The 25,521-nt window shown below is 42.4% G+C and carries 15 protein-coding genes; 11 read left to right on the top strand and 4 right to left on the bottom strand.

What is annotated here, in order from left to right:
* Window positions 1–51: 51 nt before the first annotated feature.
* Together AAW12_RS14055 and AAW12_RS14050 are read right to left on the bottom strand one after the other, a co-directional pair.
* Window positions 52–1,653: a sulfatase gene (locus AAW12_RS14055; protein ID WP_231585272.1), complete on the bottom strand. Its 1,602-nt coding sequence runs from the start codon at window positions 1,651–1,653 to the stop codon at window positions 52–54.
* Between the two features lie 33 nt (window positions 1,654–1,686).
* Window positions 1,687–3,516 carry a right-handed parallel beta-helix repeat-containing protein gene (locus AAW12_RS14050; protein WP_053003695.1) on the bottom strand — a complete coding sequence of 610 codons (1,830 nt, stop codon included), beginning with the start codon at window positions 3,514–3,516 and terminating at the stop codon, window positions 1,687–1,689.
* 121 nt (window positions 3,517–3,637) lie between these two features.
* Between AAW12_RS14050 and AAW12_RS14045 the strand changes: the two genes are divergently transcribed.
* Together AAW12_RS14045 and AAW12_RS14040 are read left to right on the top strand one after the other, a co-directional pair.
* Entirely contained in the window at window positions 3,638–3,832 is a 195-nt protein-coding gene (locus AAW12_RS14045; RefSeq protein ID WP_046674265.1) for a hypothetical protein, read from the top strand.
* A 97-nt stretch (window positions 3,833–3,929) separates the two neighbouring features.
* Entirely contained in the window at window positions 3,930–6,185 is a 2,256-nt protein-coding gene (locus tag AAW12_RS14040) for a GH92 family glycosyl hydrolase (RefSeq protein WP_084823182.1), read from the top strand.
* Window positions 6,186–6,436: 251 nt separating this feature from the next.
* Here AAW12_RS14040 and AAW12_RS26270 read toward each other — a convergent pair whose 3' ends face one another.
* Window positions 6,437–6,640, bottom strand: coding sequence for a hypothetical protein (locus tag AAW12_RS26270; protein ID WP_197084040.1), 204 nt, complete (start codon window positions 6,638–6,640; stop codon window positions 6,437–6,439).
* A gap of 428 nt (window positions 6,641–7,068) precedes the next feature.
* On the opposite strand from AAW12_RS26270, the gene AAW12_RS14030 reads away from it, so the two are divergent.
* The 5 genes from AAW12_RS14030 (at window position 7,069) to AAW12_RS14010 (ending at window position 15,023) form a co-directional block, all read left to right on the top strand.
* Entirely contained in the window at window positions 7,069–10,182 is a 3,114-nt protein-coding gene (locus AAW12_RS14030) for a SusC/RagA family TonB-linked outer membrane protein (protein ID WP_046674262.1), read from the top strand.
* A gap of 9 nt (window positions 10,183–10,191) precedes the next feature.
* Window positions 10,192–11,808, top strand: coding sequence for a RagB/SusD family nutrient uptake outer membrane protein (locus AAW12_RS14025; RefSeq protein ID WP_046674261.1), 1,617 nt, complete (start codon window positions 10,192–10,194; stop codon window positions 11,806–11,808).
* A gap of 332 nt (window positions 11,809–12,140) precedes the next feature.
* On the top strand, window positions 12,141–13,349 hold the full coding sequence (locus AAW12_RS14020) for an erythromycin esterase family protein (RefSeq protein ID WP_046674260.1): 1,209 nt from the start codon (window positions 12,141–12,143) through the stop codon (window positions 13,347–13,349).
* A 5-nt stretch (window positions 13,350–13,354) separates the two neighbouring features.
* On the top strand, window positions 13,355–14,260 hold the full coding sequence (locus AAW12_RS14015) for an ABC transporter ATP-binding protein (protein ID WP_046674259.1): 906 nt from the start codon (window positions 13,355–13,357) through the stop codon (window positions 14,258–14,260).
* On the top strand, window positions 14,253–15,023 hold the full coding sequence (locus AAW12_RS14010; RefSeq protein WP_046674258.1) for an ABC transporter permease: 771 nt from the start codon (window positions 14,253–14,255) through the stop codon (window positions 15,021–15,023). The genes AAW12_RS14015 and AAW12_RS14010 overlap by 8 nt, the downstream gene beginning before the upstream one ends.
* A 30-nt stretch (window positions 15,024–15,053) precedes the next feature.
* Here AAW12_RS14010 and AAW12_RS14005 read toward each other — a convergent pair whose 3' ends face one another.
* Window positions 15,054–17,807, bottom strand: coding sequence for a substrate-binding domain-containing protein (locus AAW12_RS14005; protein WP_084823180.1), 2,754 nt, complete (start codon window positions 17,805–17,807; stop codon window positions 15,054–15,056).
* A 292-nt stretch (window positions 17,808–18,099) separates the two neighbouring features.
* Here AAW12_RS14005 and AAW12_RS14000 point away from each other — a divergent pair, with 292 nt between their 5' ends.
* The 4 genes from AAW12_RS14000 to AAW12_RS13985 all read left to right on the top strand — a co-directional run bounded on the left by AAW12_RS14000 (window position 18,100) and on the right by AAW12_RS13985 (window position 25,512).
* A complete protein-coding gene (locus tag AAW12_RS14000; RefSeq protein WP_046674257.1) occupies window positions 18,100–19,422 on the top strand; it encodes a sugar porter family MFS transporter in 1,323 nt (440 codons plus the stop codon).
* Window positions 19,423–19,621: 199 nt separating this feature from the next.
* Window positions 19,622–20,572 (top strand): carbohydrate kinase family protein, encoded by a 951-nt coding sequence (locus tag AAW12_RS13995; protein WP_046674385.1) that lies wholly within the window; start codon window positions 19,622–19,624, stop codon window positions 20,570–20,572.
* Between the two features lie 86 nt (window positions 20,573–20,658).
* The gene (locus tag AAW12_RS13990) at window positions 20,659–23,784 is read left to right on the top strand and encodes a SusC/RagA family TonB-linked outer membrane protein (RefSeq protein WP_046674256.1); all 3,126 of its coding nucleotides are present in this window, start codon (window positions 20,659–20,661) and stop codon (window positions 23,782–23,784) included.
* Between the two features lie 45 nt (window positions 23,785–23,829).
* A complete protein-coding gene (locus tag AAW12_RS13985) occupies window positions 23,830–25,512 on the top strand; it encodes a RagB/SusD family nutrient uptake outer membrane protein (RefSeq protein ID WP_046674255.1) in 1,683 nt (560 codons plus the stop codon).
* Window positions 25,513–25,521: the final 9 nt, after the last annotated feature.

Here is a 25,521-nt window from a genome sequence, read left to right as displayed (position 1 = left end):
CCGATATGTATTGTCGGGGCTTCGTTGTGATAAATCACCAAGCAGCCCTCTTTAATCCATCAGCTTAATTTGATCGGGATAGGGGATCTGCTGTCCCGTAGCTTTGTAGGTCGGCAACTGTGCCCTCCAGGTCCGGAGCTGATCCGAAAGTAATTTGCTGAGTTCGCTGGTTTTACCCGTCATTTTTGGGGCAAGGTTGTTGAGCTCACCGATATCTTGCTGCAGGTTGTAAAGTTCAAGCTTTCCATTTTTCATGTCGTAAAGCAACTTATAATCACCTTGTCTTATTGCCGAGAAAAAGTTAATTCCAGGGCCGTCTGGCACGGTCCACTTGTTGGGGATATTCCATACCAATGGACGGCTGTTCCAATTGTCGGACCTATTGCCTTCCATTAATGGCAAAAGATTTTTTCCATCTGGTTTTTCCTGTACGAGCTGATAGTGCTCTATTTTGGCTAAGCTGAGAATTGTTGGAAAGAGATCTTCGACCATAACAGGGCTAGCTTCTGTACTTGCAGGATGTTTCTTGGCCTGTTTGATTAACAGCGGAACCCGGATTCCTCCTTCGTAAACCGACCCTTTACCGGCTTTTAAAGGGAGGTTCTGTGTATGGCTTGGTCCGGTGCGCATCGGGCTGAGGCTAAGTCCGCCATTGTCGCTCAGGAAAATAATGACGGTATTATCGTACAGGTTTTTGTCTTTGAGAAATTGTACGATATCACCCATACTTTTATCATAACCTTCGACTAGAGACGCGTAAGCAGCTTCAGTAGAATCTAAGCCGCGGTCGAGGTATTTTTGTACAAAACGTGGATCTGGTTGGATCGGCACATGCACCGCATAGTTGGAAAAATGAAGAAAAAAAGGTTCTTTACGGCGTATAGGTTCTTCGAGTGCCTTGAGGGCTTCCCGAGTCAGCGCTTCGGTTAGGAATGTCGAAGTACCATGATATTCCATCAAATCAGGCACAGCTTGATAACTGGCTTTACCAGGCATATTACCGTAATTCTGCTCGCCATAATAGTTTTGGGGGTGCCCAGCGGAGTGGCCTGCAATATTGACCATAAAGCCCAAATTCAACGGACTGGCACCAGGTGTTCCGGCAGATCCCCAATGTGCTTTGCCCACATGAATGGTATAGTAACCATTGGCCTTGAGGATGCTTGGAAATGGAGTGGCATATATCGTATGTGGTATATTGGGCACAGGGCTTAGTCCGTTGATATTCCAATCTGGTGGATTCAACAATTCATCTTTGCTATCTGTTGGTGTGTCAGCCTTGGGATGGGTCCAATTGGTGACACGATGATGAGCTGCATTTAAACCGGTCAGAAAACTCACTCGGGAAGGTGTGCACACTGAGGTTGCATAGGCATTGGTAAATTTAATGGCTTCTTTGGCCAATGTTTCCAGATAGGGGGTATGAAACTTTTCGTTGATTGGTGTTTTGACCTTGTAAAATGGTTCGGACATGTCCTGCCAACCGAGGTCGTCCACAAAAAACACGACAATATTGGGGCGTTCTGTTGTGGATACCGATTGGTGCTTTTGCTTAACTTTAGTTCGGTTGACAGTTTGCGCATGGCCGCCTACATACATGCCCATAAATAACACCGCAAGGGTGAATGATAAATTGTTTTTGTGAAATAACATAGGGACAGCTTATAGTTTAAATATCGGGACTTATTATTGATCCAACCTTTGTAAATCACTTTGTTTACCATTTACAGTATTGTTGGAAACGCTACTATTTGCGACACGTTCAAAAAATAAGGGCTTTTTATTCCAATGAAATGCAGGATATTCCTTATTGGTCTTGATTTGGTTGTTGCGGAAGACCAATCCATCGACCGATTTGGCATAAAGAATAGGCTTATCGAAGGTTTCAAAGTGGTTGTCCTCGATGATGATGTGGCTATGGAAGTATTTCTGCTGATTTTTTAAATCCGGAATTTCTGGATAGATCGATATAATCGCATTGGTAAATTGGAACATATTGGTCAAGGCATTGATAAACGTATTTTTTCGGATGCGAATATCGTGGCAGCTGCCAGTTTCATACCAACCATTGGCATCGCCACACAGGAGAATAGCGGTACCTGAAGTATGATCAAACAGGTTGTTTTCTACCAGGGTCTTTTTTGGCGTACTGAATAAAGCGCCCCGGGCTCTATTGTGACGAATGGTATTGCCGCTAAATAGTACACTGGGAGTCCATGTGAGGTTTTCGATGCCAATATCCATTTTTGTTGGGTCAATAGCTGGATCCAAAGCAGTACTTAAGGTGATTTTGAATTCGCGGATTGGATCTGAGGTTTTCTCGCGTAAAACGCTAATGGATTGGATCTTATTTTTTTGGTCCCAGAGTTCCATGGTACTGGATCGTATAAATTGGACAGTATCCCCTTTGTAACCCCAGTCAAATCCGTAGGATTGATCGTGCATGTAACGGCCAATCAAAGTTTTGTCATCCAGTCGTTTGGTGATCTTGAGGTAAGTGCCGTGGATGTTGATGGCATCATCCATCATATTTTCGTAGAGCCCATTCTTCGAGACAATGACTCCCTTGCAGCCCGAAAAATGTGTAGCATCAGCCTGCGCTGTAAAATAACGTGGATCCTGATCGTTGCGAAGAGCAATTCGGAAACCTTCTAAGGTGATATTGTCCGTTAATTGAGCTAACAAGCCCATGCCTTCGGCATAATGGACGGAGATATTTTCTAGTCTTATATTTTTTCCTTTATGGACAAACACGCCCGGGCTGGGACGAAATCCAGCGCGCATGGCAACGACAGTGCCCGGTATAAGTTTGCTGTTCTTCCATTGCTGAGCTTGTATTACGCCCGGAGAAAGTTCCTTTACTTTGCTGGTGCCAACACGGATGTCGCTGGTATTATAAACAATACGCTTGGTCTTTTCTTCAAAGGCAATACCGGATGTTGGTTTTAATTCCCAACCTTCACCGGTATTGTAAAATATACTGTCCTTAATTTTGTAAGTTACCCAGGGAGCAGTCTGATACGTGATTGTACCGTTGATGCTATCATTTTGTAGGATCTTAACCTGGCAGATCTGAGGACGCTCAAAATCGATGTGGATATTTTTCAGCGTTAAGTTCTTGTTTTCAATCAATGCAATAGGCAGCATCCTGCCATGATAAATAAAATCTGAACCCTGTCCATCGATTGTGATGTTATCGCAATTTTCAAATGCCATGCCTACCGTCTTGGGGTTGTCCTGATCGTGATTGGAAATGTAGTATTCGCGGACTAGCGCTCCTTCTGGATGAAAGTCATAGCGCCCCTTTTTGAATTTTAAAATAATAGGTTCTTTCTTGCCAATCTTGCTGAGAATAGACTGAATGGCCTTATTGACCAATGCAGTGCTGTTGTTGCCTGTATTTGGAAGCACGCCATAGTTTGACAGATCGATGATCTTTGGATTAAGCTGTGCCTGGCTGTGCATGTGAAAAAAAATAGAGATAATGATTAGCAGGTAGGATTTTAGGATATTCATGATAATCACATTAGAATAAATTGGTGTATGTTGTGCTTTTCCTTGTCGGATTAGGCTTGTCGAAGATAGGTAATATCCCTCAACATAGCAATTATGGTGCTGAGCGTAGCGATATTTTTACGTGCTTTATCAATCGACATTTATCCTAAAGTTTACAGGTAAATGGTACGCTTTCTACCATAACAGTGAATTGTCACAAAAAAATGGCGAATTCAACGATTGGCTTCGTTCCATCTGCGTAGACCGCTTGGAGTTCAATAAGGACGGCAGTATTAAGAAGGTAAAGCAGACTGGTGTACTGACAGGCCCCAAATAATCGATGGACACGAAGACGATATGTTGCCAAAAAAAATTAACTTTAAGGGCGGAACAACTGTTTCGCCCTTAAACCATCGAACACTTAATTGTTTAAAATGCTAACGAAGAATATCAAACGTAAAACCAATACATTGTTACGCACAATATGTTGCTGTTCTCTTCTTTCGGTCAGTATGCTAAAAGGTTTTTCCCAAGCTAGAATGACGAAAGATTATGTTGATTATGTTAATCCATACATGGGGAACATCAGTCATTTATTGGTACCGACCTACCCAACGGTTCACTTGCCAAACAGCCTTTTGCGCGTTTATCCCGAGCGTGGAGACTATACGTCAGACCGTCTGTTCGGTCTGCCGCTTATCGTTACCAGCCATCGTGGAAGATCGGCATTCAATCTTAGTCCAATGGTAAAATTGCCAAGCGGTTTGAAACCGGTACAATTGTACAGTTACGATCAGGAGGAAATTCATCCGTATGCGTATTCCGTGTTATTGGATCAAGAGAATATTCAGGTAGACTATGCGTTGTCGCATCAGTCGGGGATGTATACCTTTACTTTTCCGTCAACTTCGACAAAATACCTGCAGTTCAATTCACAGGAGGGGAAACTTCAATGGGACGGTCAGGGACTTTCGGGTATGCAGGATATTGGTAATGGCACGCATGTGTATATTTATGCCGTTCCCGAATCCAAACCTGTTGCCGTGAAGCGAATGCAAGGCCAACAATTGGAAAATGCCACTGAAGCTGCTGGTAAGAATTCTTGTCTGGTACTGGAGTTTAATCAAGCAGGGACTAGCTTACGTATGAAATATGGTGTTTCATTTATTGATGCGGCACAAGCAAAAGCCAATTTGAAGCGTGAAATCAGCGACTTTGACCAAAAGAAGCTGGCCGAAAAAGGACGTAAAATATGGAACGATGCTTTAGGTAAAATTGCTGTAGAAGGCGACAATGAGTCCAATAAGCATGTGTTTTATACGTCTTTGTACCGCACTTACGAAAGGCCTGTCAACATTTCTGAAGATGGTCGCTATTACAGCGCGTTCGACGGAAAGGTACATCAGGACGAAGGTAAACCTTTTTTTACAGATGACTGGATCTGGGACTCTTACCGGGCACATCACCCATTACGGGTACTCTTGGATCCCAACACAGAGTCCATGATCCTCAATTCTTTTGTCCGGATGTCCGAGCAAATGGAGCAGCCATGGTTGCCTACTTTCCCTGAGATTACCGGCGATAGTAGACGGATGAATTCCAATCATGGTGTAGCAACTTTATTGGATGCTTATCGCAAAGGAGTGCGCAATTTTGATATCAAGAAAGCGTATCTGGCTGCAAAAGGTGCAATTACAGAAAAGACTTTGGCTCCATGGTCCGGTAAGGCCGCAGGAAAACTAGACGAATTTTTTAAGGAGAAAGGCTATATCCCAGCATTGTATCCAGGTGAAAAAGAAACCATACCCGAAGTAAACGGTTTTGAACGGAGACAACCGGTCGCAGTAACCTTGGGTACCTCTTACGATTTATGGTGCTTGGCACAGCTTGCGCAAGAATTGGGTATTCAGGCTGACTATGAGTTATTTATGAAGCAGTCTTTCAATTATAGAAATCTTTTCAACGAGCAGACCAAATTTTTCCATCCCAAAGATGACAAAGGAGATTTTATCATGCCTTTTGACTATGTGTTTTCTGGTGGACAGGGAGCACGGGAGTATTATGGTGAAAACAATGCCTGGATCTATCGCTGGGATGTACAACACAACATTCCGGATCTGATCAAATTGATGGGTGGGAATGAATTGTTTGTCAAGTATCTCGATGAGATGTTCCAGCAACCTTTGGGTCGGTCAAAATTTGATTTTTATGCGCAGCTTCCAGATCATACAGGTAATGTTGGACAATTTTCCATGGCGAATGAGCCGGCTTTGCATATTCCTTATCTCTACAATTACGCCGGACAACCTTGGATGACACAGAAACGGATACATAAGCTGATCGGTGAATGGTTTAGAAACGACCTAATGGGTGTGCCGGGCGATGAAGACGGTGGTGGGATGTCGGCTTTTGTGGTATTTTCCCAAATAGGTTTCTACCCTGTAACACCGGGTTCGACTTCCTACAGCATCGGATCTCCATTTTTCCAGAAGGTGAGCATACAGCTTCCTAATGGCAAATCTTTTGTTATTATCGGCAAGAATGCATCTGCAAAAAATAAATACATTCAGTCGGCGAAATTAAATGGACAGCCACTGAACGTTCCACAGTTGACCCATGCCGATGTGTTGAAAGGTGGTACCTTGGAGTTTGTGATGGGGGATAGTGCAAATCGCAATTGGGGAAACTAACAACGCTTGCTTACCAGCATGCGTATGTCAGAAAGTAAAAAAGGTAAAAAGCGCTGTTGATCATCGATCAACAGCGCTTTTGTTTATATACAGCTGTTTTCTATGGTCTATTCGGGCTAGGAATTTTCGTTACGTTAAATCGAATGAACAAAATGTGGCAAGTAGCTCAACAATGGATGAATGCATACTTATTGAAACATTTCGGGGGTAATCAAGACTGCTGTACCTTTTGTTCCATGCCGTTCGATCTGTTATCGGCATAGCTGATACAGACCGGACCAGTACTGCTGGGTAGGATTTCGGCGGCTATCATAGGTCTTTTTATATGCGCTGACGTCGGGCCAAAAATCGATATTCGTAGAACCAGGTTGGAATCCGTTTTTTCCACGGTAATGATACCATCCGCGGTCTGCACCATCGGTAGGACTATTGAACCAGCCTTGGTAGCCAGCCATAATGAGGCCGTTATAGGAGTCGTATTGTTTTGTGGGAATAGCGGGCCTACCGAAAAAAGTGGGCAGATGCCAGGAAGATGGAATTTGAGCCTTTGGGCGATCATATTGATTTATAATTAAGTTATCCCGGTAAATATCGATTAGCCCAATTAATAGTCTATTAATAAAGTATTAATGGAACATATAAGTATTTGTTTTTAAAATAACAATAGCGTTCCAGTTTGGATGCAGTCGGTTGCATGCTTCTTTATACTAAAAAAGTTACAATGTGAATTTCAATAAATAAAAGTCAATCGATTGCGCAAATAACGCAATCGATTTCGTGCTACCGCTATTTTGTTCCCATAAAATATCCCTCTAATTTAATTGGCTGAACCATGTCAATCTAATACTAAACTGACAGATTCAACTTTACTAACTATTTAATTATGATTTCAAAATTTACAAGTAACCAAAAGGTAAGCCTGCTTGCTATTGCTCTTCTTGCTGCGTCTTCGCAAAGTTTGTGGGCCTCAGAAATGCCGATTGCATTTAAACATACAGCAAACGAGGCCATTCAGAACCAAGTTACCGGGAAAGTAACCGCAGAAGATGGTCCTCTTTCGGCTGCGACTGTTTCGGTCAAAGGCACCTCGATATCGACATCGACAGATGCAAAAGGGACATTTACAATTCGAGCGAAAGCGGGTGATATTTTGCTTGTTAGTAGCGTTGGTTATAAAACTAAAGAAGTAACTGTTACAGGGGCGACCCTGTCAATTCAGCTGGAAAGTAACAATGAAGCTTTGGAAGAAGTGGTCGTTGTGGGATTCGCCAAACAAAAGAAAGTAAATCTAACTGGTGCGGTACAGGCGATCACGTCAAAGGATTTACAGGACCGTCCCGTTACCAATGTATCTTCGGCGATCCAGGGTAAATTTTCGGGTGTAACAATTACTCAAAATTCGGGACAACCCGGTAAAGATAACGGTACTATCCGAATCCGTGGTCTAGGTACTATCAATAATGCAAATCCGCTTGTTATTGTCGATGGAATAGAAAGCTCGATGAATAACATCAACCCCAACGATATTGAAAGTGTTTCAGTACTGAAGGATGGACCTAGTGCAGCGATCTATGGATCTAAGGCTGCAAACGGGGTTATCTTGATTACGACCAAAAAAGGGGGAAGTGGCAAACCGCAATTGAATTATACGGGCTATGCTGGTATTCAGGATCCAACACGTCTACCGGAATATATGAACTCTTATGACCACGCCGTCATCTTAAACGAGGCCCTTAAAAATGAAGGGAAGACACAGCGTTTCTCCCAACAGGATTTAGAACTTTTTAAAAATGGATCTGATCCGGATGGTCATCCCAATACGGATTGGTTAGGGTTGTTGTATAATGGGTCGGGTTTCCAACAATCGCATAATTTGCAGGTTACAGGTGGAACAGAAGATGTACAATATATGGCTTCCGGAGGCTATCTAGGGCAGAAAGGAGTTATTAAAGTAGCGAGTTCGGACCGGTATAATTTACGGACAAATGTCGGTGCAAAAGTGTCTTCAAGGCTTCGATTTGATTTAGGACTGGCGTATAACTATCAACGTATTACCGAACCCGTAAACCCTTATACAGGTGACATGGCACAGATCTTTAGACAGGTAAACCGTATTCCTAGTTTTATTCCTTATAAATACAGTAATGGTGTATATGGTCGTGGTAGCGATGGTAACCCAATTGCTTGGATGGATCTGGAGGCAAAGGACAATATGATCTATAAACATACACAGGTCAATTTCTCCGGTGAATTTAAGATTATGGATGGATTGAAGATCAAACAGGTTGTTGGTTTTCAACCGATCGACAATATGTCTTCCAAATTTGTCAAGGACATCCAATACTATGCACCGAACGGTGATTTGGGACCTAAGCAAGGGGTGAATAATCTGACTGTTTATAACTTCCAATCCGAACGATTGACTTTTCAAACCTTGTTGACCTATGATAAAAAGATTGGTAATCATCAGATCAATGTTTTAGGCGGTTTTATGGATGAAACATTCCGTGCAGATTACTCCAGTGCTTATGCGCAAGGGTTCTTGAATAATGATTTTTCTGAACTAAATTTGGGCAGCAAGGACGGAATGAAAGTCGATGGAGGAGCCAAAAAGCTAATTTTACGCTCTTTCTTTGGCCGTATCAATTATGCATTTGCAGATAAGTACCTATTGGAAGCTAATGTGAGACGTGACGGGACTTCGCGATTCTTGGGAAGCAATCGTTGGAGTACATTCCCATCGTTCTCAGCAGGATGGCGTATTTCTCAGGAAGATTTCTTTAAAGAATCTTCTTTGTCTGATGTAATCTCGGAATTGAAATTAAGAGGCGGTTGGGGTAAACTCGGAAACCAACAATTAGCTGCAACATCAGACAATTCATATCCTTCTTCAGACGCTTATTATCCAGGCTTATTTACCATCTCTCCTGGTTATAATTACTCCTTTGGCGGTGAGATTAGTTCCGGCGGAGCTATCGTTGAATCGGCAAACCCAATACTGAAATGGGAGTCAACGACAAGTACTAACATTGGTTTGGACCTGAACTTCAAAAATAATCTGGGCTTTGTATTTGAATACTTTGACCGTAAAACTGATGGGGTGTTGTTAAAACTGCCTGTATCGAATTTATATGGTCTTCCAGCACCTTACCAAAATGCAGGAAAAGTGCAAAATAATGGGGTAGAGCTCCAAGTCAACTATCAAAATAGTATCGGAGATTTCAAATATAGCATTGCCGCAAATGGTTCTTATATTAACAACCAGATCAAAAAATGGGCTAGTGACGAACCTCAGGTCAATGGAACGTTCTATATCTATGAGCAGGGCCGACCAATCCGTTCGTTTTATGGCTACGAAACTGCTGGAATCTATCGCTCGGACGAAGAATATAAAAACAGTGGTATTCAAGGCGTGAACGGAACTGTAGGTGCTGGCGATATTATCTATAAAGATCAAAACGGCGATAAAAAAATCGATGGAAATGACCGTGTATATCTAGGTTCGCCTGATCCAAAATTTATCTTTGGTCTGACCTCCAATATGAGTTATAAAAACTTTGATCTGAGCCTATTCTTCCAAGGGGCTGCTAAAGTACAAGGGTATCTTTGGGGTGAAGCCATTGGCGGGATCTCGGGATCGGATAAACCGACAACCATTTTTGCAGATCGTTTCAATGCAGAGACCAATCCAAATGGATCTATGCCGAGGGCATTGACCAGTTGGTCACAAAATAGTCCTTCAGGCACTCCTTCCGATTTTTGGATACAGAACGCAAGTTATGTCCGCTTGAAGAACATTACCTTCGGTTATACCTTACCAAAAACGTTTACGGATAGAATCGGTATTAAAGGGGCCAAGGTATACTATAGTGGGCAAAACCTCTTGACTTTTACTGGTTTTGCTAAAGGATTTGATCCGGAGGCTCCAGCGGATTCTCGAGGTAATTACTACCCACAGGTGAAAACAAATGTGTTTGGTCTTAACGTAAACTTTTAATTGAAAATCATGAAACTTAGAAATATAACGATCGCATTGAGCGTAGCCACCTTACTGTTCTCTTGTCAAAAACTCGATCAGGAACCGTTGGATGCATATAATGCTGATAATTTTTGGAAAACGGAAGCAGAAACCGATTTTGCTGTAACAGGTTTGTACAGCGGTACAAGGGGAAGCGACGGTAAGCTGGCCGAAGGATCTGCTTGGGAAGACGGTACACAGATCTTTTACATGGACTGTACTTCGGATAACTCCAATAGTGATTTCCCTTGGGAAGGATTCCAGGCTTTGGGAAATGGCACGGCAACACCGACAAACTCTGGAAATGCAGAGGCGCGCTATACGTATGAGCATATCCGTCGTGCTAATTATATCCTTGAAAATATTGAAAAATCGCCGGTTAATGCTGAAAAAAAGAAACGGCTGACCGCTGAGGTACGCGTCATACGCGCATATAAGTATTTTGATATGGCGACCTTATTTGGGGGAGTACCTATCATTACGAAAACTTTGACCACAGAAAATTCGTTCGTGCCTGCAAATACGCAAAAAGAAGTATTGGAATTTGTGGAAAAAGAATTGAAAGAAGCTGCAGCAGATTTGTCGTTCGCTAAAGGGGGCGGGCGGATGTCAAAAGGTGCTGCCCTTGGTCTATTGGCGCGCTGTTATGCTTTTGAAAAGAAACACCAGGATGTCATCAATACGACACAGGAGATCATTTCTTCGGCTAATTATAAATTATTCGATGATTATGGGACCCTATTTGAAGAGGCAAATGAAAACAACAGTGAAGTTATGATGAATATCGAATATTTGGTAAATATTCAAGGATATACTTCACTTGGTATTATGTTGCCCAATTCCATGGGAGGCTGGGGGTCTATTGTACCAACACAGAGTCTGGTAGATGCTTACGAAACTGCCGATGGACAAACGATTGACGAGTCAAAATCGTACGATCCTGCCAATCCATATGAAAAAAGAGATCCACGCCTGGGCGCAACAATTGTTTACCCGGGAGCGCTGTATAATGGTAAATATTTCGATCCGCTGGATCCGAAATCGGAAGATTATCCATCTGGTCCAGATAATGCTTCTAGCACAGCTTACAACTATAAAAAATATATCCAAAATCCGAGCAGTTATGCGAACATTTGGAACGTGGGCACTAACATTATTGTGATGCGTTATGCTGAAATGCTTTTGTTAAATGCAGAAGCAAAGATCGAATTGGGTATCATTGACAATAGCGTGTATGACAATATCGATCTGGTTCGTCTACGTGCAAAGATGCCAAAAGTAGATAAAGCCGTTTACAGTGGTCAGAGCAAACTGCGTGAGTTGGTTCGTCGTGAGCTGCGTGTAGAATTCGCAGGAGAAGGACGTCGTCGCTTTGATATTATTCGTTGGGGAATAGCCAAAGATGTGATGAACGGTCCTGTCAATGGCGCGCTGTCAAAAGGTACGGTCGATCCTAAAACAGGCAAGGTTACTTACACGTCGTTAACGGACCGTTTTTTCTCTGAAAATAGAACGTTCAAAGCTGGAAAAAATGAATTGTGGCCAATTCCGCAAGCTGTAATCGATAACAGTAAAGGAACGTTGAAACAAAATGTAGGGTATTAATTTTCTCCTGCTATATTTTTTACGAAGCAAGCAAGCAAGCAAGCAAGCAAGCAAGCAAGCAAGCAAGCAAGCAAGGCGGTTATGTGATACACTCACTTAACCGCCTTTTTGTAGTTATAGGGTATTTCTAATTTTTTTTGTATAATTTTTTTGTGGAAAAAGAAAAAATGATCATCTTATGTTAAAATGTATTCTACTTTAGCGTGATACGCAGTAGATAGATCAATTATGAATCATATAAGCTGAAATGCATGAGAGGTGTTTTATGTGCACTTGCGATAACTACAGTTCTAATTTTATCGTTTAATAAGCTTGTCTATAATGATACGCCCATGGCTAATCATGCAACATTATTAACCGAAGTGAATCGCCATAAAAAAGAAATCAAAAGTATCTTGATGACCGATAGTAATTTTTCGGATCTACGCTTTTTTGATGCTACGCTAAAAAATAATAGAATTTTGATGTTGGGTGAAATGTTGCACAATGATGGCGAGACTTTCAAAGCGAAAGCCAGGCTCATCCGTTATCTGCATGAGCATCTCGATTATGACGTAGTTTTATATGAGGCGGGGCAATATGATATGTGGATGATGAATGCACAGATGGATACCCTCACGAGTCGGTCTCAAGTAAAATCGGTGGGCGGAATCGGTCTATTTGACTTTTGGTGGCAAAATGAGGAAAATCAACTGCTCTTAACTTATTATAAAAATACGAAGACATCCCAGCATCCTATTTCTCTCGGTGGGTTTGATATTCAGTTTTCGGGTAGGGAATTGTCTGATAAGCGGGCGAAATTATTAGAAGATTTCTTAGTCAAAAATGGGATTGATTCAACCAAGTATCCGTTATTGAAAAAAAATAGAAACAAACTGGAATACCTGACATATGAACGTCTTGCCAGCAAGCAGCTCGATGCGGACCAAAAGAAAAAGTTTTTAGCAGAATTGGATGCATTGAGCCGTGTGATCAGCAGGGGTGTAAAAGACAATGAGCACCTAATCTATAGCCGATACCTGTCCGATATGAGAAATAACTTTGACAAATCTTGGCGCTATAAATCGGGATCAATGCAGAGCATGCATTTTAGGGATTCCCTGATGGCAGAAAATCTATGCTATCAGATCGATTCCCTGTATGCTGGCAAAAAAGTAATCGTCTGGTGTGCCAATATCCATAGCTTTGCTGCTCCGTATAATTTTGCTGCTCCGTATAATAAGGAATATCTTCCACTCAGTGCTTATATAAAAAGGAGGTACGGTAATCAGGTTTATAGCTTGGATTTTACTTCCTATGGAAGATATAATCAAACTGGACGCATTGTTGATCGCGTAGGCAAACTTGCGGTAGAAAATGTATTTCATGCTACCAAATCGCCCTATTTCTTTTTGGATCTTCGGGAGTTGTCCAACAATAGTATTTTAAAACAGAATTTCAGTTCAGTCATCAATCAAGGGATGGATGAAGATAGAAGGTGGCACGAATTCATCGACGGCATTTTCTATATCGATATCAATAAAGATCCAATTTACCGCTAACATCAATGGAAAGTATCCTCACAAAACAACTTAGCTTTAAAATAGGCACGAAAACAATCTTGGATAACATCAGTCTGCAGGTGCCAGAAAAGGGTATTTATGGCTATCTCGGGCGAAATGGGGCTGGAAAGTCGACAACAATCAAGCTACTTTTAGGACTTTTGGAGGACCGGGCAGATGCGATTTTTATTCAGGGAAATAGTCTTAGGACAAATCGAACACGTATCTATACGAATGTTGGAAACCTGATCGAATCGCCTTGTTATTATACTAAGCTAACCGTTTTTGAAAATTTAAAGTATTTGGATATCATTCATAAAAAAGGGAATAAACGCATTGATGAAGTATTGGAAATGGTTGATCTTCATCGGGAGAAAAAGAAAAAAACGAGTGCTTTGTCTATGGGTATGAAACAGCGGTTAGGGATTGCAATGGCGATATTTCATGATCCCCAATTACTCATTCTGGATGAACCATTAAATGGTCTCGACCCACAGGGTATTGTGGAAATGCGCAACTTGTTTTGTCACCTCAATGAACAAGGTAAAACGATCTTTCTTTCAAGCCATATTTTGAGTGAGCTTGAAAAAATAGCAACGCACATTGGTATCATAGAAGGTGGGAAAATGATTTTCCAAGGAACTAAGCATGAGCTGCTGGGACAGGTTGACCGGGAAGTGTTCTTACGGACATCCAATCCTGCTGTAACAGTTTCTATTTTGCAGAATGGAGGTTTTTCTACCGTTAAGATCGATGGTCAAAATGTTATCGTCAATATAGGGGGTGATCAGCAATTTGATTTTGTGATCAAATCATTGGTTGAACAGCAGATTGCTATTTATGGGCTGGAATCCCGTGGTGCTGATCTTGAACAAATTTTTATAAACCTAATCGCTCGTGCAAATGACTAATACATTTTATACTGCTTTTTTGTCTGAAAAGTACAAACTTCTTCGTAACAGGGAAATTTTTGGGGTCTTGATCGCACCTATGCTGCTCATTTTTGCGATTAGCGCTTATATTATCTATGATATTGTCAATTCGGGTGGTGCCAGCGCCATTCCCAATCCCTGGAAAGTCTTATTGGGTCGATATGTATTTCAATTTTTTTATTTACTCTACCCCATTCTTGTCGCTTTGTTTGTATATGCTTGCTGTGATGTGGAGTATAAGAATAACAATTATAAAATACTCTTTACTGTGCCCATCAGTAAATCGAATATTTTCTTTTCCAAAGCGACCTTTATTCTACTAACATTACTTTTTTCAATTCTTTTTGCGTACGCTGCATTTTTGATCAGCGGCTATCTGCTCAGTCTGATTTACCCCGTCCTTGGTTTCCAGAATTACGACTATAGGCAGGTGATTTTTTATACATTTCTGAAGCTTTTCATTACCTTATCAGCTATTGGGATGATCCAGCTGGCTTTAAGTCTATTGTTCCGAAGCTTTATTTACCCGATTGGGGTAGGGATGTTTATGTTGGTGTTTTCAGTGCTGGTGGCGCAAAAAAGATTTTCGGATTTTATACCTTATACGGGTGCTTATAATGCGGTCATGAACATCCTATCCGAAAATGACTCATTTGCACGGCTCGATTACTGCAACATGGTGATGGTTGTTGTATTTCTATTGATCAGCTTTTATCTATTTAAACGAAAGGGGCAGTTTTAACGTTTCGTTTGTACATGCCCCACTGATCGGCTATTTTTTGTCAAGTTCTTTTTTATAGGCGCTTGGTGACTGTCCATATTTCCTTTTAAAGGCCGACGCGAAGTAAGATGCTGATGAAAAGCCGACACTACTAAATATTTCGTTGATGGTTAGACCCTCAGCCATCAGGCTTTTGGCTTTCTTTAATCTTCGTTCCACAATATACTCATTGACACTGCAGTCGAGCAGCTGTTTCACCTTACGATAGAGCTGAACGCGTGAGAGATGGAGGTCGTTGGCAATCCCGTCGACGCTTAACCGCTGATCCGATAACTTGGATTCGACAATGGCGGAGAGATTGTTTAGGAATCTTCTGTCGCTATCGTTGACCTGCTCGGCTTGAGTACGCTCAAACTGTTCGACGTTGCTGCTGTATTTTTCTTTAAGCTGATGACGCGATTGAAGGATATTTGAAATACGTATCCGCAGCAGTTCGGCATTGAATGGCTTAGTAATATAGTCATCGGCCATTAATTTGCTCCCCTCAAGCATGGTTTCTTCATTGGCGAGTGCACTCAGTAAGATGACGGGAATATGTGCAGTCTGATAAAAGGCTTTGATATCTTTCAAAATATCTAGTCCGCTTCCATCAGGAAGCATAATATCGGTGATCACCAGGTCTGGAAAATGTGTCTTCATCATACTAGTGGCTTGCTGGGCATCCTTCGCCAGAAACAGGTTGTAATCCTGTTCCAATAACGAGCGGAGATAGTCTCTGATTTCATCATTATCTTCGACGATCATAATGCTCTTCGATTTGTTGGATCGAAAAGACAGATTGTTGTCTACCACCTTTGCTGTCGTGTCCAGTAGATCTTGTTGCTGAAACGATTGTTTTTCTCCACTGTCGAAACCGGTCAGTTCAGCAGGTTCATAGTGACCATTCCCAATTGGCATGCGGAGGGTGAAGATCGATCCATGGCCGGGCTTGCTGCTCACGGTGATCTGGCCATGATGCAGTTCGACGATCTGTTTGCTGTATGCGAGTCCGATTCCGGATCCGTTACGGCTGCCGGCTCCTTGGTAAAAAGGATCAAAAATATGCTCAATATCAACCGGCGCAATTCCCAGACCATTATCCAATACGCGTAGATAAAAATAGTCCTTGAAATTGTTTTCTTCTAGTATAATTTCAATTCTGCCGCTTGCTGAAGTATGTTTGATCGCATTGGATAATAAGTTGGATAGGACCTGTTCCATGAGGTATTCGTCCATCCAAACCTCTTTCAAACTTGTTTTGTTGACATAACTGACGGAGATTCTGTTTTTCTTAAATAGCGGTTTGAAACTACCTATTACCTGCTGGATGAATGGATCGATATAAACGATAGACGCATGTAGCCTAATTTTTGATTTACTGATTCGGTGGATATCAATGAGGTCGGTAACCAAACGCTGTAGTTTTTTTGCATTCCGCTTGACGCGCGACAACTGTTCTTTGACTTCTTCTGGCAGGTCTTTTCGTAATTCAAGGTCCTCGATAGGCGCTATAATAAGGGTCAGTGGTGTTTTAAATTCATGTGAGATGTTGGTGAAGAAATTATTCTTGATTTCTGCCGCTTGCTGGATCTGACTGTTCATCTCAACGATCTGTTTTTGTTGCGCAAGGATCTCACTATTTTGGATTTCCAGATGTTTGTTCTTTTCCCAGTTGCTCCTGATCACGATAATAGAAATGCCACCAAAGACAACAGCTAGCACCAAGCTAACGACCAATACATTAAGAACCGACTTTTGGCTTTGGTAAATCTTATTCTGTTCCGTAATGAATTCCTGTCTTTTGTCTATATCGAGCTGCTGTTGCTTTATTTTATCCGACTGCAGGGCAAGCAACTCCGCGTTGGTTTTATCGATGACAGAGGTTGCGAGTATATTCTCGCGGCGGTAGTTTTGGTGGTTGATGATAGCCAAGGCCGTTCGAATGGCTTCGGCTCCGCCAGTGGGGTAGAGTATGGAAGCGAACATTTTGCCCTGTATGATCTGTTCAAGGCCATTTCCGGGACCAGGAAGAGCATCAACACCGATTATCTTAATGTCCTTTTTGATCTGGGCTTCGTCCAATGCTTTTTTTACCCCCATGGCCATCTGATCATTGAAGGTGAAGATGATATCACTCTGGATCATTTGGTCTATATGCCTACGCGTTTCCAAATAAGCTTTGTTTTTTTCCCATCCGCCGTGAATGATTGCGCTCGTTCGAATTCCTTTAGCATCTCCAATTTGCTGCATAAAGCCTTTTTCACGTTCTATGGAGGCGGATGTACCCGATAATCCAGTAACCAGGCCGATCGAACCATTGTTTTGTAAAATGGTGCGGCTATACTGGCCCGCCAGTTTTCCGATAGCAAGATTGTCTGCCCCCACATAGGCATTATATTGGCCTGAGGATGTCTTACGATCAGTTACGATGACGGGTATATTGCGTTGAAATACCGAATCTACTATAGGGGTAAGGGGCTCGGCCTCATTTGGCGATACAATCAGAAGATCGATATCCTGTTTGACTAATTCCCGAATTTGATTAATCTGGACATTATTGTCGCCATGGGCATCTCGATAAAGAAAGTCAATATCAGGATTGAAGGAAAGTTCCCTTTTCATTTCTTCGAGCATGGTTTGTCGCCAGGCATCATTTCCGATACACTGTGAAAAAGCAATAATCCGCTTTTTCTTCTGGACCATTGGTTGACATCCACAAAAAAGAAGCAGGATCAATATGCCACCATAAATGAAATATTTTCCCATGATTTTTTTCCCTTCAATATCCGAATATACATTATTTAGTTTTTTTAGGGTAACCTCGTCTTTGTTAGTGTATTCTTTACACTGATATGGAAACTTTCAAAAATGTATCATTTTCTAAATTTTCTGTTTAAAAAGTGAAAGTTTTAAAAAGTAATGCTAGCGTAAGTTTCAGATTTTTAGTGTTTTAACGTTTTTTAAAAAATGTTACATAAATAAATGTTTTTGCGAAGCTCAAATTTAAGTTAAGATGAAACTAGGGTTAAATTTGGATTAATCAATTATAGATCATAACATGAACAAAAACACGGTACTAGCTTGGTCCTTTGTAGTGGCTTTAGGCGGATTTTTATTTGGATTTGATACAGCGGTTATTTCAGGAGCAGAAAAGGCCGTGCAGGAACACTGGCATTTAAGTGAGTTTCAGCATGGATTGACCATGGCCATTGCATTGATCGGAACAGTTGTTGGAGCAGCGCTGGGTGCACTGCCTTCAGATAAGTTGGGGCGTAAGAATACCTTATTTGCAGTTGCAGCTCTTTACTTTATCTCAGCAATAGGCAGCGCATTGGCGAATGACTGGACGATATTTATTTTATTCCGCTTTTTGGGTGGTATAGGCGTTGGGGTCTCTTCGGTAACTGCACCGATCTATATATCGGAAATATCTCCGGCGGCATCGCGTGGAAAATTGGTCGGACTTTTCCAGTTCAACGTCGTATTGGGGATTCTGATTGCCTATCTGTCCAATTACTTTATCGGTCAGGTAGGGGAGGAGTCCTGGCGTTGGATGTTAGGCGTACAGTGTTTTCCGTCGTTATTATTCTTCGGTCTGATCTTCCTTATTCCGGAAAGTCCAAGATGGTTACTGCTGCACAGGGGTAATTTAGCTGAAGCAAAACGAATTATGAAAAAAATCAACTCTGATGGTTACGAGCTGGAGATTTCAAAAATTCAGGAGTCCAAAAACAATACAGCAGGAGAAGGCAAACTCTTCGTTCGCGAAAATGTCAAACCTATTTTATTGGCCTTTTGTTTTGCGCTGTTCAATCAGGTTTCAGGCATTAACGCAATTATCTACTATGCCCCCCGTGTATTTGAAATGGCCGGCTTGGGCTCACAGAGTTCATTGCTTTCAACAGTTGGGATCGGGGTTGTCAATTTTATTTTTACGTTGCTAGCGATCAATTTCATCGATAAGGTCGGTCGAAAAAAATTAATGTTGGTGGGCTCCATTGGACTGATTGTATCTTTGGCACTCGTTTCCCATGCTTTTTATACCAATCAAACGACGGGTTTCGCGATCACCATCTATCTGATGAGTTTTATTGCCTTTTTCGCATTCTCGCAAGGCGCTGTGATTTGGGTGTTTATTTCGGAAATTTTTCCGAATGATGTCCGTGCTAAAGGACAGACATTCGGCAGCTTGACACATTGGGTGATGGCGGCAATTATTACCTTTTGTTTTCCTGCATTGACGGAAATGCTCGGCGGGGGCGGTACCTTCTTGATTTTTGCCCTATTTATGGTTTTACAGCTTATCTATGTGCTTAAGTTTATGCCGGAGACAAAGGGGAAGTCGCTGGAAGACCTTGGGCATACCATCAATCTACATTAGTCTTTAGCTGGACTATACGAATAGGCGTCGGAGTAGCAATGAAAGCGACTGGCGCCTATCGAAAGCTATTTAATCAATGACATTATGATAGCAAGTCGTGTATATCCATTGTCAACATTGAACTTAAAGGGAAATATAATAATCAATTCGTTACATGGCTTTTGGCGCTCGGCCGAAGCTTTGTGAAAAAAGAACAAATATGAAAAACGGAGAAAAATCAATACAGGGTATTTGTTTTGGAGAGGTACTTTGGGACAATCTTCCTACCGGTAAAAAATTGGGCGGTGCACCGTTGAATGTGGCTTATCACCTCAATAAATTGGGCGTTACGACGCGTATGCTAACACGCATAGGGCGTGATGAAAATGGTTATGAACTACGTAAGGTATGTGAGGATCTAGGCATTCCGACCGATTTCTTCCAGTATGATGCGTTGTTGCCGACCTCAACCGTAGAGGTTTCGATCGATGCCAAACGCGATGTGCATTACGATATCGTTTATCCCGTCGCCTGGGATAGAATAGCAGTGGATAGTGTGGTTCTGGATGCAGTTGCAACAGTGGATTTTTTGGTATATGGAAGTCTGGCCTGTCGGGATGAAGTAAGCTTTCAAAGTTTGCTGTTATTGCTTGAAAAGGCCCGCTTTCGGGTGATGGATGTCAACCTGCGTACACCTTATTTTGGTCCTGAAAAAATACATAAGTTGTTGGCATACGCTGATTTTGTGAAAATGAATGCCGAGGAACTGCATGTTATTTCCGACTGGAATGGCGCCACGGAAGCCTATACCGATCAACAACGCGTAGACTTGATCATGGCCCGTTTTGCAATTCAGGAGGCAATTGTAACCTATGGTGCAGATGGAGCGGTGTATCATTATAAAAAAGATAATATCAGTTATCATTTCCCGGCCTTGAAAGTTCAGGTAGAAGACACAATCGGAAGTGGTGATTCGTTTTTGGCGGCTTTCCTCACCAAAAGGTTTCAGATGCAGGAGGGTGTTCAGCTGGAGGAAGTACTGGAATTTGCGGCGACCTTAAGTGGGTTTGTGACACAGAGCCGGGGGGCTTGTCCTGAATATAACGATGAGGTCATCAATCGATTCCAATGGTTGCATCCGATCTTCAATGGAGGCCAGAAGCAACAGTAAGTATACTGCTTCTTAAAGAAGCAGTATACACGCTATCATCATAAAATAATCAATCTAAATAATTAACCATTTACGCATAACCAATTATGTTTACAAGACAGAAAGCAATGCTGCTCCCGTCTTTGGCACTTTTTTCTGTTGTCGCATTTGCGCAGCAGACTGAAATCCGGGGAAGAATTACGGATAGTGGAACAGCAGCACCTATAGTGGGGGCATCTTTAGTGGTGAAGGGAACCACAATAGCTACCAAGACAAATGAAAAGGGAGAATTTGTCCTCCAGACATCGGGCAATCAGGGCACATTAGAAATAAGTTATGTCGGCTATGCCACGCAGACAATTGCTGTTGCCGGAAGAAAGTTCCTCGATATTCAGCTTACGAGCACCGAAAAAGGGCTGGATGAAGTGGTCGTTACGGGATATCAAACCGAACGGAAGAAGGATTTGACTGGTGCAGTGAGTGTTGTTAATGTTGCTGAGATGATGAAGGCTCCAGAAAATAACCCGATGAAAGCCCTGCAAGGAAGGGTAGCCGGTATGACTGTAACTTCGGATGGTAGTCCAAGTGGAGCGGCAACAGTGCGTATGCGCGGAATCAGTTCGATCAACAGTAGTCAGGATCCCTTATATGTCATTGATGGAACCCCCACACAGGGAGGAATGCACGAACTCAATTCGAATGATATCGAAAGCATTCAGGTTTTAAAGGACGCTTCTTCGGCGAGTATCTATGGCTCGCGTGCAGCCAATGGTGTTATTGTCATCACAACGAAAAAAGGAAAGCTAGGTGCCCCTAAACTTACAGTAGACGCCTACGCCACCAGTACGCATTTTAATAATCGCATGAAAGTGCTCGACGCACAACAATATGGTCGTGCCCTATGGCAGGCAACGATCAACAACGGTGGCAATCCAAATGGAAACAATATTGGTTATCAGTTTGAATGGAATAACGATGCGAATGGCGTGCCTCAGCTCAATACTGTTTTTGTTTCCAAGTATATTGATCGTGAACACACCATGTATGCTTCAGATACCGATTGGTTTAAGGAAGTTTCGAAACCAGGACTGCAGCAGTCATACAATGCGACATTGAGCTCCGGAACAGAAAAATCCAGCTCCTTTTTCTCCTTAGGTTATTTGCACAACAATGGCACACTCCGTTACACGGATTTCCAGCGAATATCCGCCCGGATGAATGCTGACTATAAACTGTTTGATGGAAAACTGGTTGTTGGAGAGAATTTTACGGTAAACAACACGGGTGAAGTGCAGGTCCCCGGCGATGTACTTGACCTTTCGTTGAAAGCTTTACCGATTATCCCCGTGCATACGGTAGATGGAATGGGCTGGGGGGGACCAGCATTGGGAATGAACGACCGTCATAATCCCATGCGTGTACTTTACGACAATAGAAATAATAAATACAATTATTGGCGTTTGTTTGGGAATGCCTATGCCGATCTACAGCTGATAAAAGATCTGCATGTTCGAACCAGTTATGGCCTGGATTACAGTAATTTTTACAAACGTAACCTGGAAGTATCCTATCGTTCGGGATTTATGAACAGCAGCCGCAGTGGCGTTAATATGGAGCAGTCTCATGGGATGAAGTGGACTTGGTCCAATACAGCGACTTATCGGAAGGCAATCGACAAACATACAATAGATGTGCTGGCTGGTATCGAAATGAACCGTCAGAATGATATTAATTTTAATGCCTATACCGCTGGTGATGGTGCATTTGCCATAGAAACACCAGAGTATATGTGGCCAGGTGTAAGTACGGGTACAGCGGCAGTAGGAGGTGGCTCTACAGGCTTCTCGCTGCTATCCTATTTTGGAAAGGCCAATTATTCCTATGATGACCGTTATCTGGCTTCTTTCACCGTACGCCACGATGGCTCTTCCCGCTTCGGTAAAAATAACCGCTTTGCCACTTTTCCAGCGGTAACGGCAGGCTGGCGGATCTCTTCTGAACGCTTTATGGCAAGTACAAAAAATTATATTTCTGACCTCAAGTTACGTGTGGGATGGGGGCAGACAGGCAACCAGGGTATTGGTAATCTGGCTACCTATGCCCTGTTTGTCCCTGAATATGGTGTTGCTGATCCAACATGGAATATCGTGGACGGTACAGCATACGATCTATCGGGTGCAGGAACGGGAAAGTTACCATCGGGATACCGCAAAATCCAAACGGAAAATAATGATCTGAAATGGGAAACTACCACGCAGACGAATATAGGCTTGGACTTTTCATTGTTTAATCAAAGTCTCTATGGTTCGATTGACTGGTATGTTAAAGCAACCAAAGATATGTTGATCAATCCAGCCTATATCGGTGTGGTCGGAGAGGGCGGTTACCGTTGGGCGAATGGTGCCTCCATGGAAAATAAAGGTTTGGACGTATCGGCGGGATATCGTAATAAAACAACCTTTGGATTGGACTATGATGTGATGGCTGTGTTCTCGACCTATAAAAACAAGGTGACACATTTACCTGAAGCAGTAGAAAACTCTTATGGTGGTCGTCAAGGGGACAATATTATCGGCCGGCCGCTAGGGTCATTTTATGGCTATGTCACCGACGGCATTTTTCAGAATCAGGACGAGGTGGATGCGCACGTCAATCAGACCGGTAAGGGGATTGGACGTTTACGTTATGTGAATGTGTACGATGCGGACAATCAGATCACCGATATGGACCGTACTTGGATTGGTAGTCCTCATCCTGATTTTTCTTATAGTTTGAACATTGTGCTAAAATATAAAAGCTTTGACCTATCTGCGTACTTTCAGGGGGTACAGGGAATAGATGTTGAAAACTGGCTGAAAAAGCAAACGGACTTCTGGAGTGTGGACGACGTCAATTCCAATAAAGGTGTACGTCTGCTCAATGCCTGGACACCACAAAATCCAACGTCAACGATCCCGGCCTTACAAACAACAAATAACAACGACGAGGGCCGTCTGTCAAATTACTTTATCGAGAATGGATCTTACATGAAGCTCCGGAATTTGTCCCTGGGCTACACTTTGCCAACAGCAACCGCCGCACACCTGCGTATGAGCCGATTAAGGGTTTATGTAACTGGTCAGAATCTATTTACCGTTAAATCAAAAAATTTCACCGGTGTGGATCCTGAAAATGTAGGTTGGGGTTATCCAATTCCAACCACGTGGACAGCTGGGGTAAATATTGGATTTTAAAATGGGAGCGAAATAAGGCGATACACTTCTAAATAATTTATACGGATGAAAAAAATAACCACTAAAATAGCGATATTCATGGTTCTTGCTGGACTACTTCCAGGATGCACCAAATTTTTAGATCAAACACCCAATGGTGTACTGAGCTCCGATCAGGTTAAGGAGCCTGAACGATTATTGACAGCTACCTATGCGGCATTGGGTAACGATCATTATGACGTCCCTTTTAGCTTATGGCCCTATGGTACGGTTCGCTCGGACGATGCTTATAAAGGCGGATCGGGACCACAGGATATCCAGACCTTTCATTTCCTGGAGGTCTCCAATAACATTACAACCAATTTTGCAGAGTTGGATAAATTGTGGTTTCAGTTGTACGTTGCGATTTCACGTGCCAATACCACGATCAAGACCATACAGGAGATGGATAATTTCGATGGGAAGGAAGAAAAACTGGGTGAAGCACGCTTTCTACGCGGTCATTTTTACTTTATGCTCAAGATCCTTTTCAAATATGTGCCTTATATTGATGAAAATGTCGCGGTAGACAGCTATGAAACCGTATCGAATAGGGCCTTGAGCAACGATGCGCTCTGGCAAAAGATTGTGGATGATTTTCAGTATGCTGTAGATCATCTCCCGGCTGTACAAACGGAGGTCGGGCGTGCCAACCGTGTTGCTGCTGCGGCATATCTTGCCAAAACCTATCTCTATAAGGGATACCGTCAGGACAATGCCGAACGTAATGTGGTGACGGGCATCGATGCCGGAGATTTGGAAAAAGTTGTACAAAATACGGATGTTGTACTTTCATCCAATCATACGCTGGAAACCGACTTTGCTTTTAACTTCTTGCCGGGCAAATATGAAAATGGGACTGAAGCCCTGTTTTCAGTTCAGTTTTCAAAAGATGACGGGACAAAATTTGGGCGTGTTAATTTTTCTGATGTGCTATCAGTACCTATGGGCGTAGGTTGTTGTGATTTCAATAAACCGAGTCAAAGCCTTGTCAACGCGTTTCGCACAACGGGTAAAGGTCTACCACTGGATAACTACAATGCGTTGAATAGCTTTAATACCTCAGAAAAGTACGATCCACGGTTATTCCATACAGTTGCAATTCCGGGCTTACCTTACAAGTATAGTAGCAAAAGAACGTATGAAGAAAGCTGGAACCGTAACCCGGCAGAATATTCGGTTTACGCCTCATTGAAAGAGAATGTAGATCCCGATTGCGATTGTTTTGTCCCGATGGTACCGTTCTATGCCAATACAAAAAATCGAATTGTATTGCGCTTTGCCGATGTGCTGTTGATGCGGGCAGAGGCGCTTATCGAGCTGCATCGTTCGGCTGAAGCACTGCCATTGATAAACCAAGTACGTACGCGGGCAAAAAATAGCACCGCACTTACGGGCTATGCAAATGATAAAACCCTGATCGAAACGTACAAAAATGGAGATAATATTGTATGGAACGAAGAAAATGCCCGGAAGGCGTTACGTTGGGAAAGACGATTGGAGCTTGCGATGGAAAACGGAAGATTCTTTGATCTGGTACGCTGGGGAATTGCAGACCAGGTCATGAATGCCTATTATGATGCGGAAAAGTCACGTCGATCTTATTATTCTTCGGCACATTTTACTGCAGATAGGAACGAATATCTGCCGATTCCCGAAGCACAGATCAGATTAAGTAAATATCTGTACAAACAAAATCCAGGCTATTAAACAGCCATT

It is taken from the genome of Sphingobacterium sp. Ag1 (assembly GCF_000988325.1).
Classification (GTDB): domain Bacteria; phylum Bacteroidota; class Bacteroidia; order Sphingobacteriales; family Sphingobacteriaceae; genus Sphingobacterium.
The sequence above is the reverse complement of the archived record's forward strand: the minus strand, read 5'-3'. Positions and strand labels throughout refer to the sequence as shown.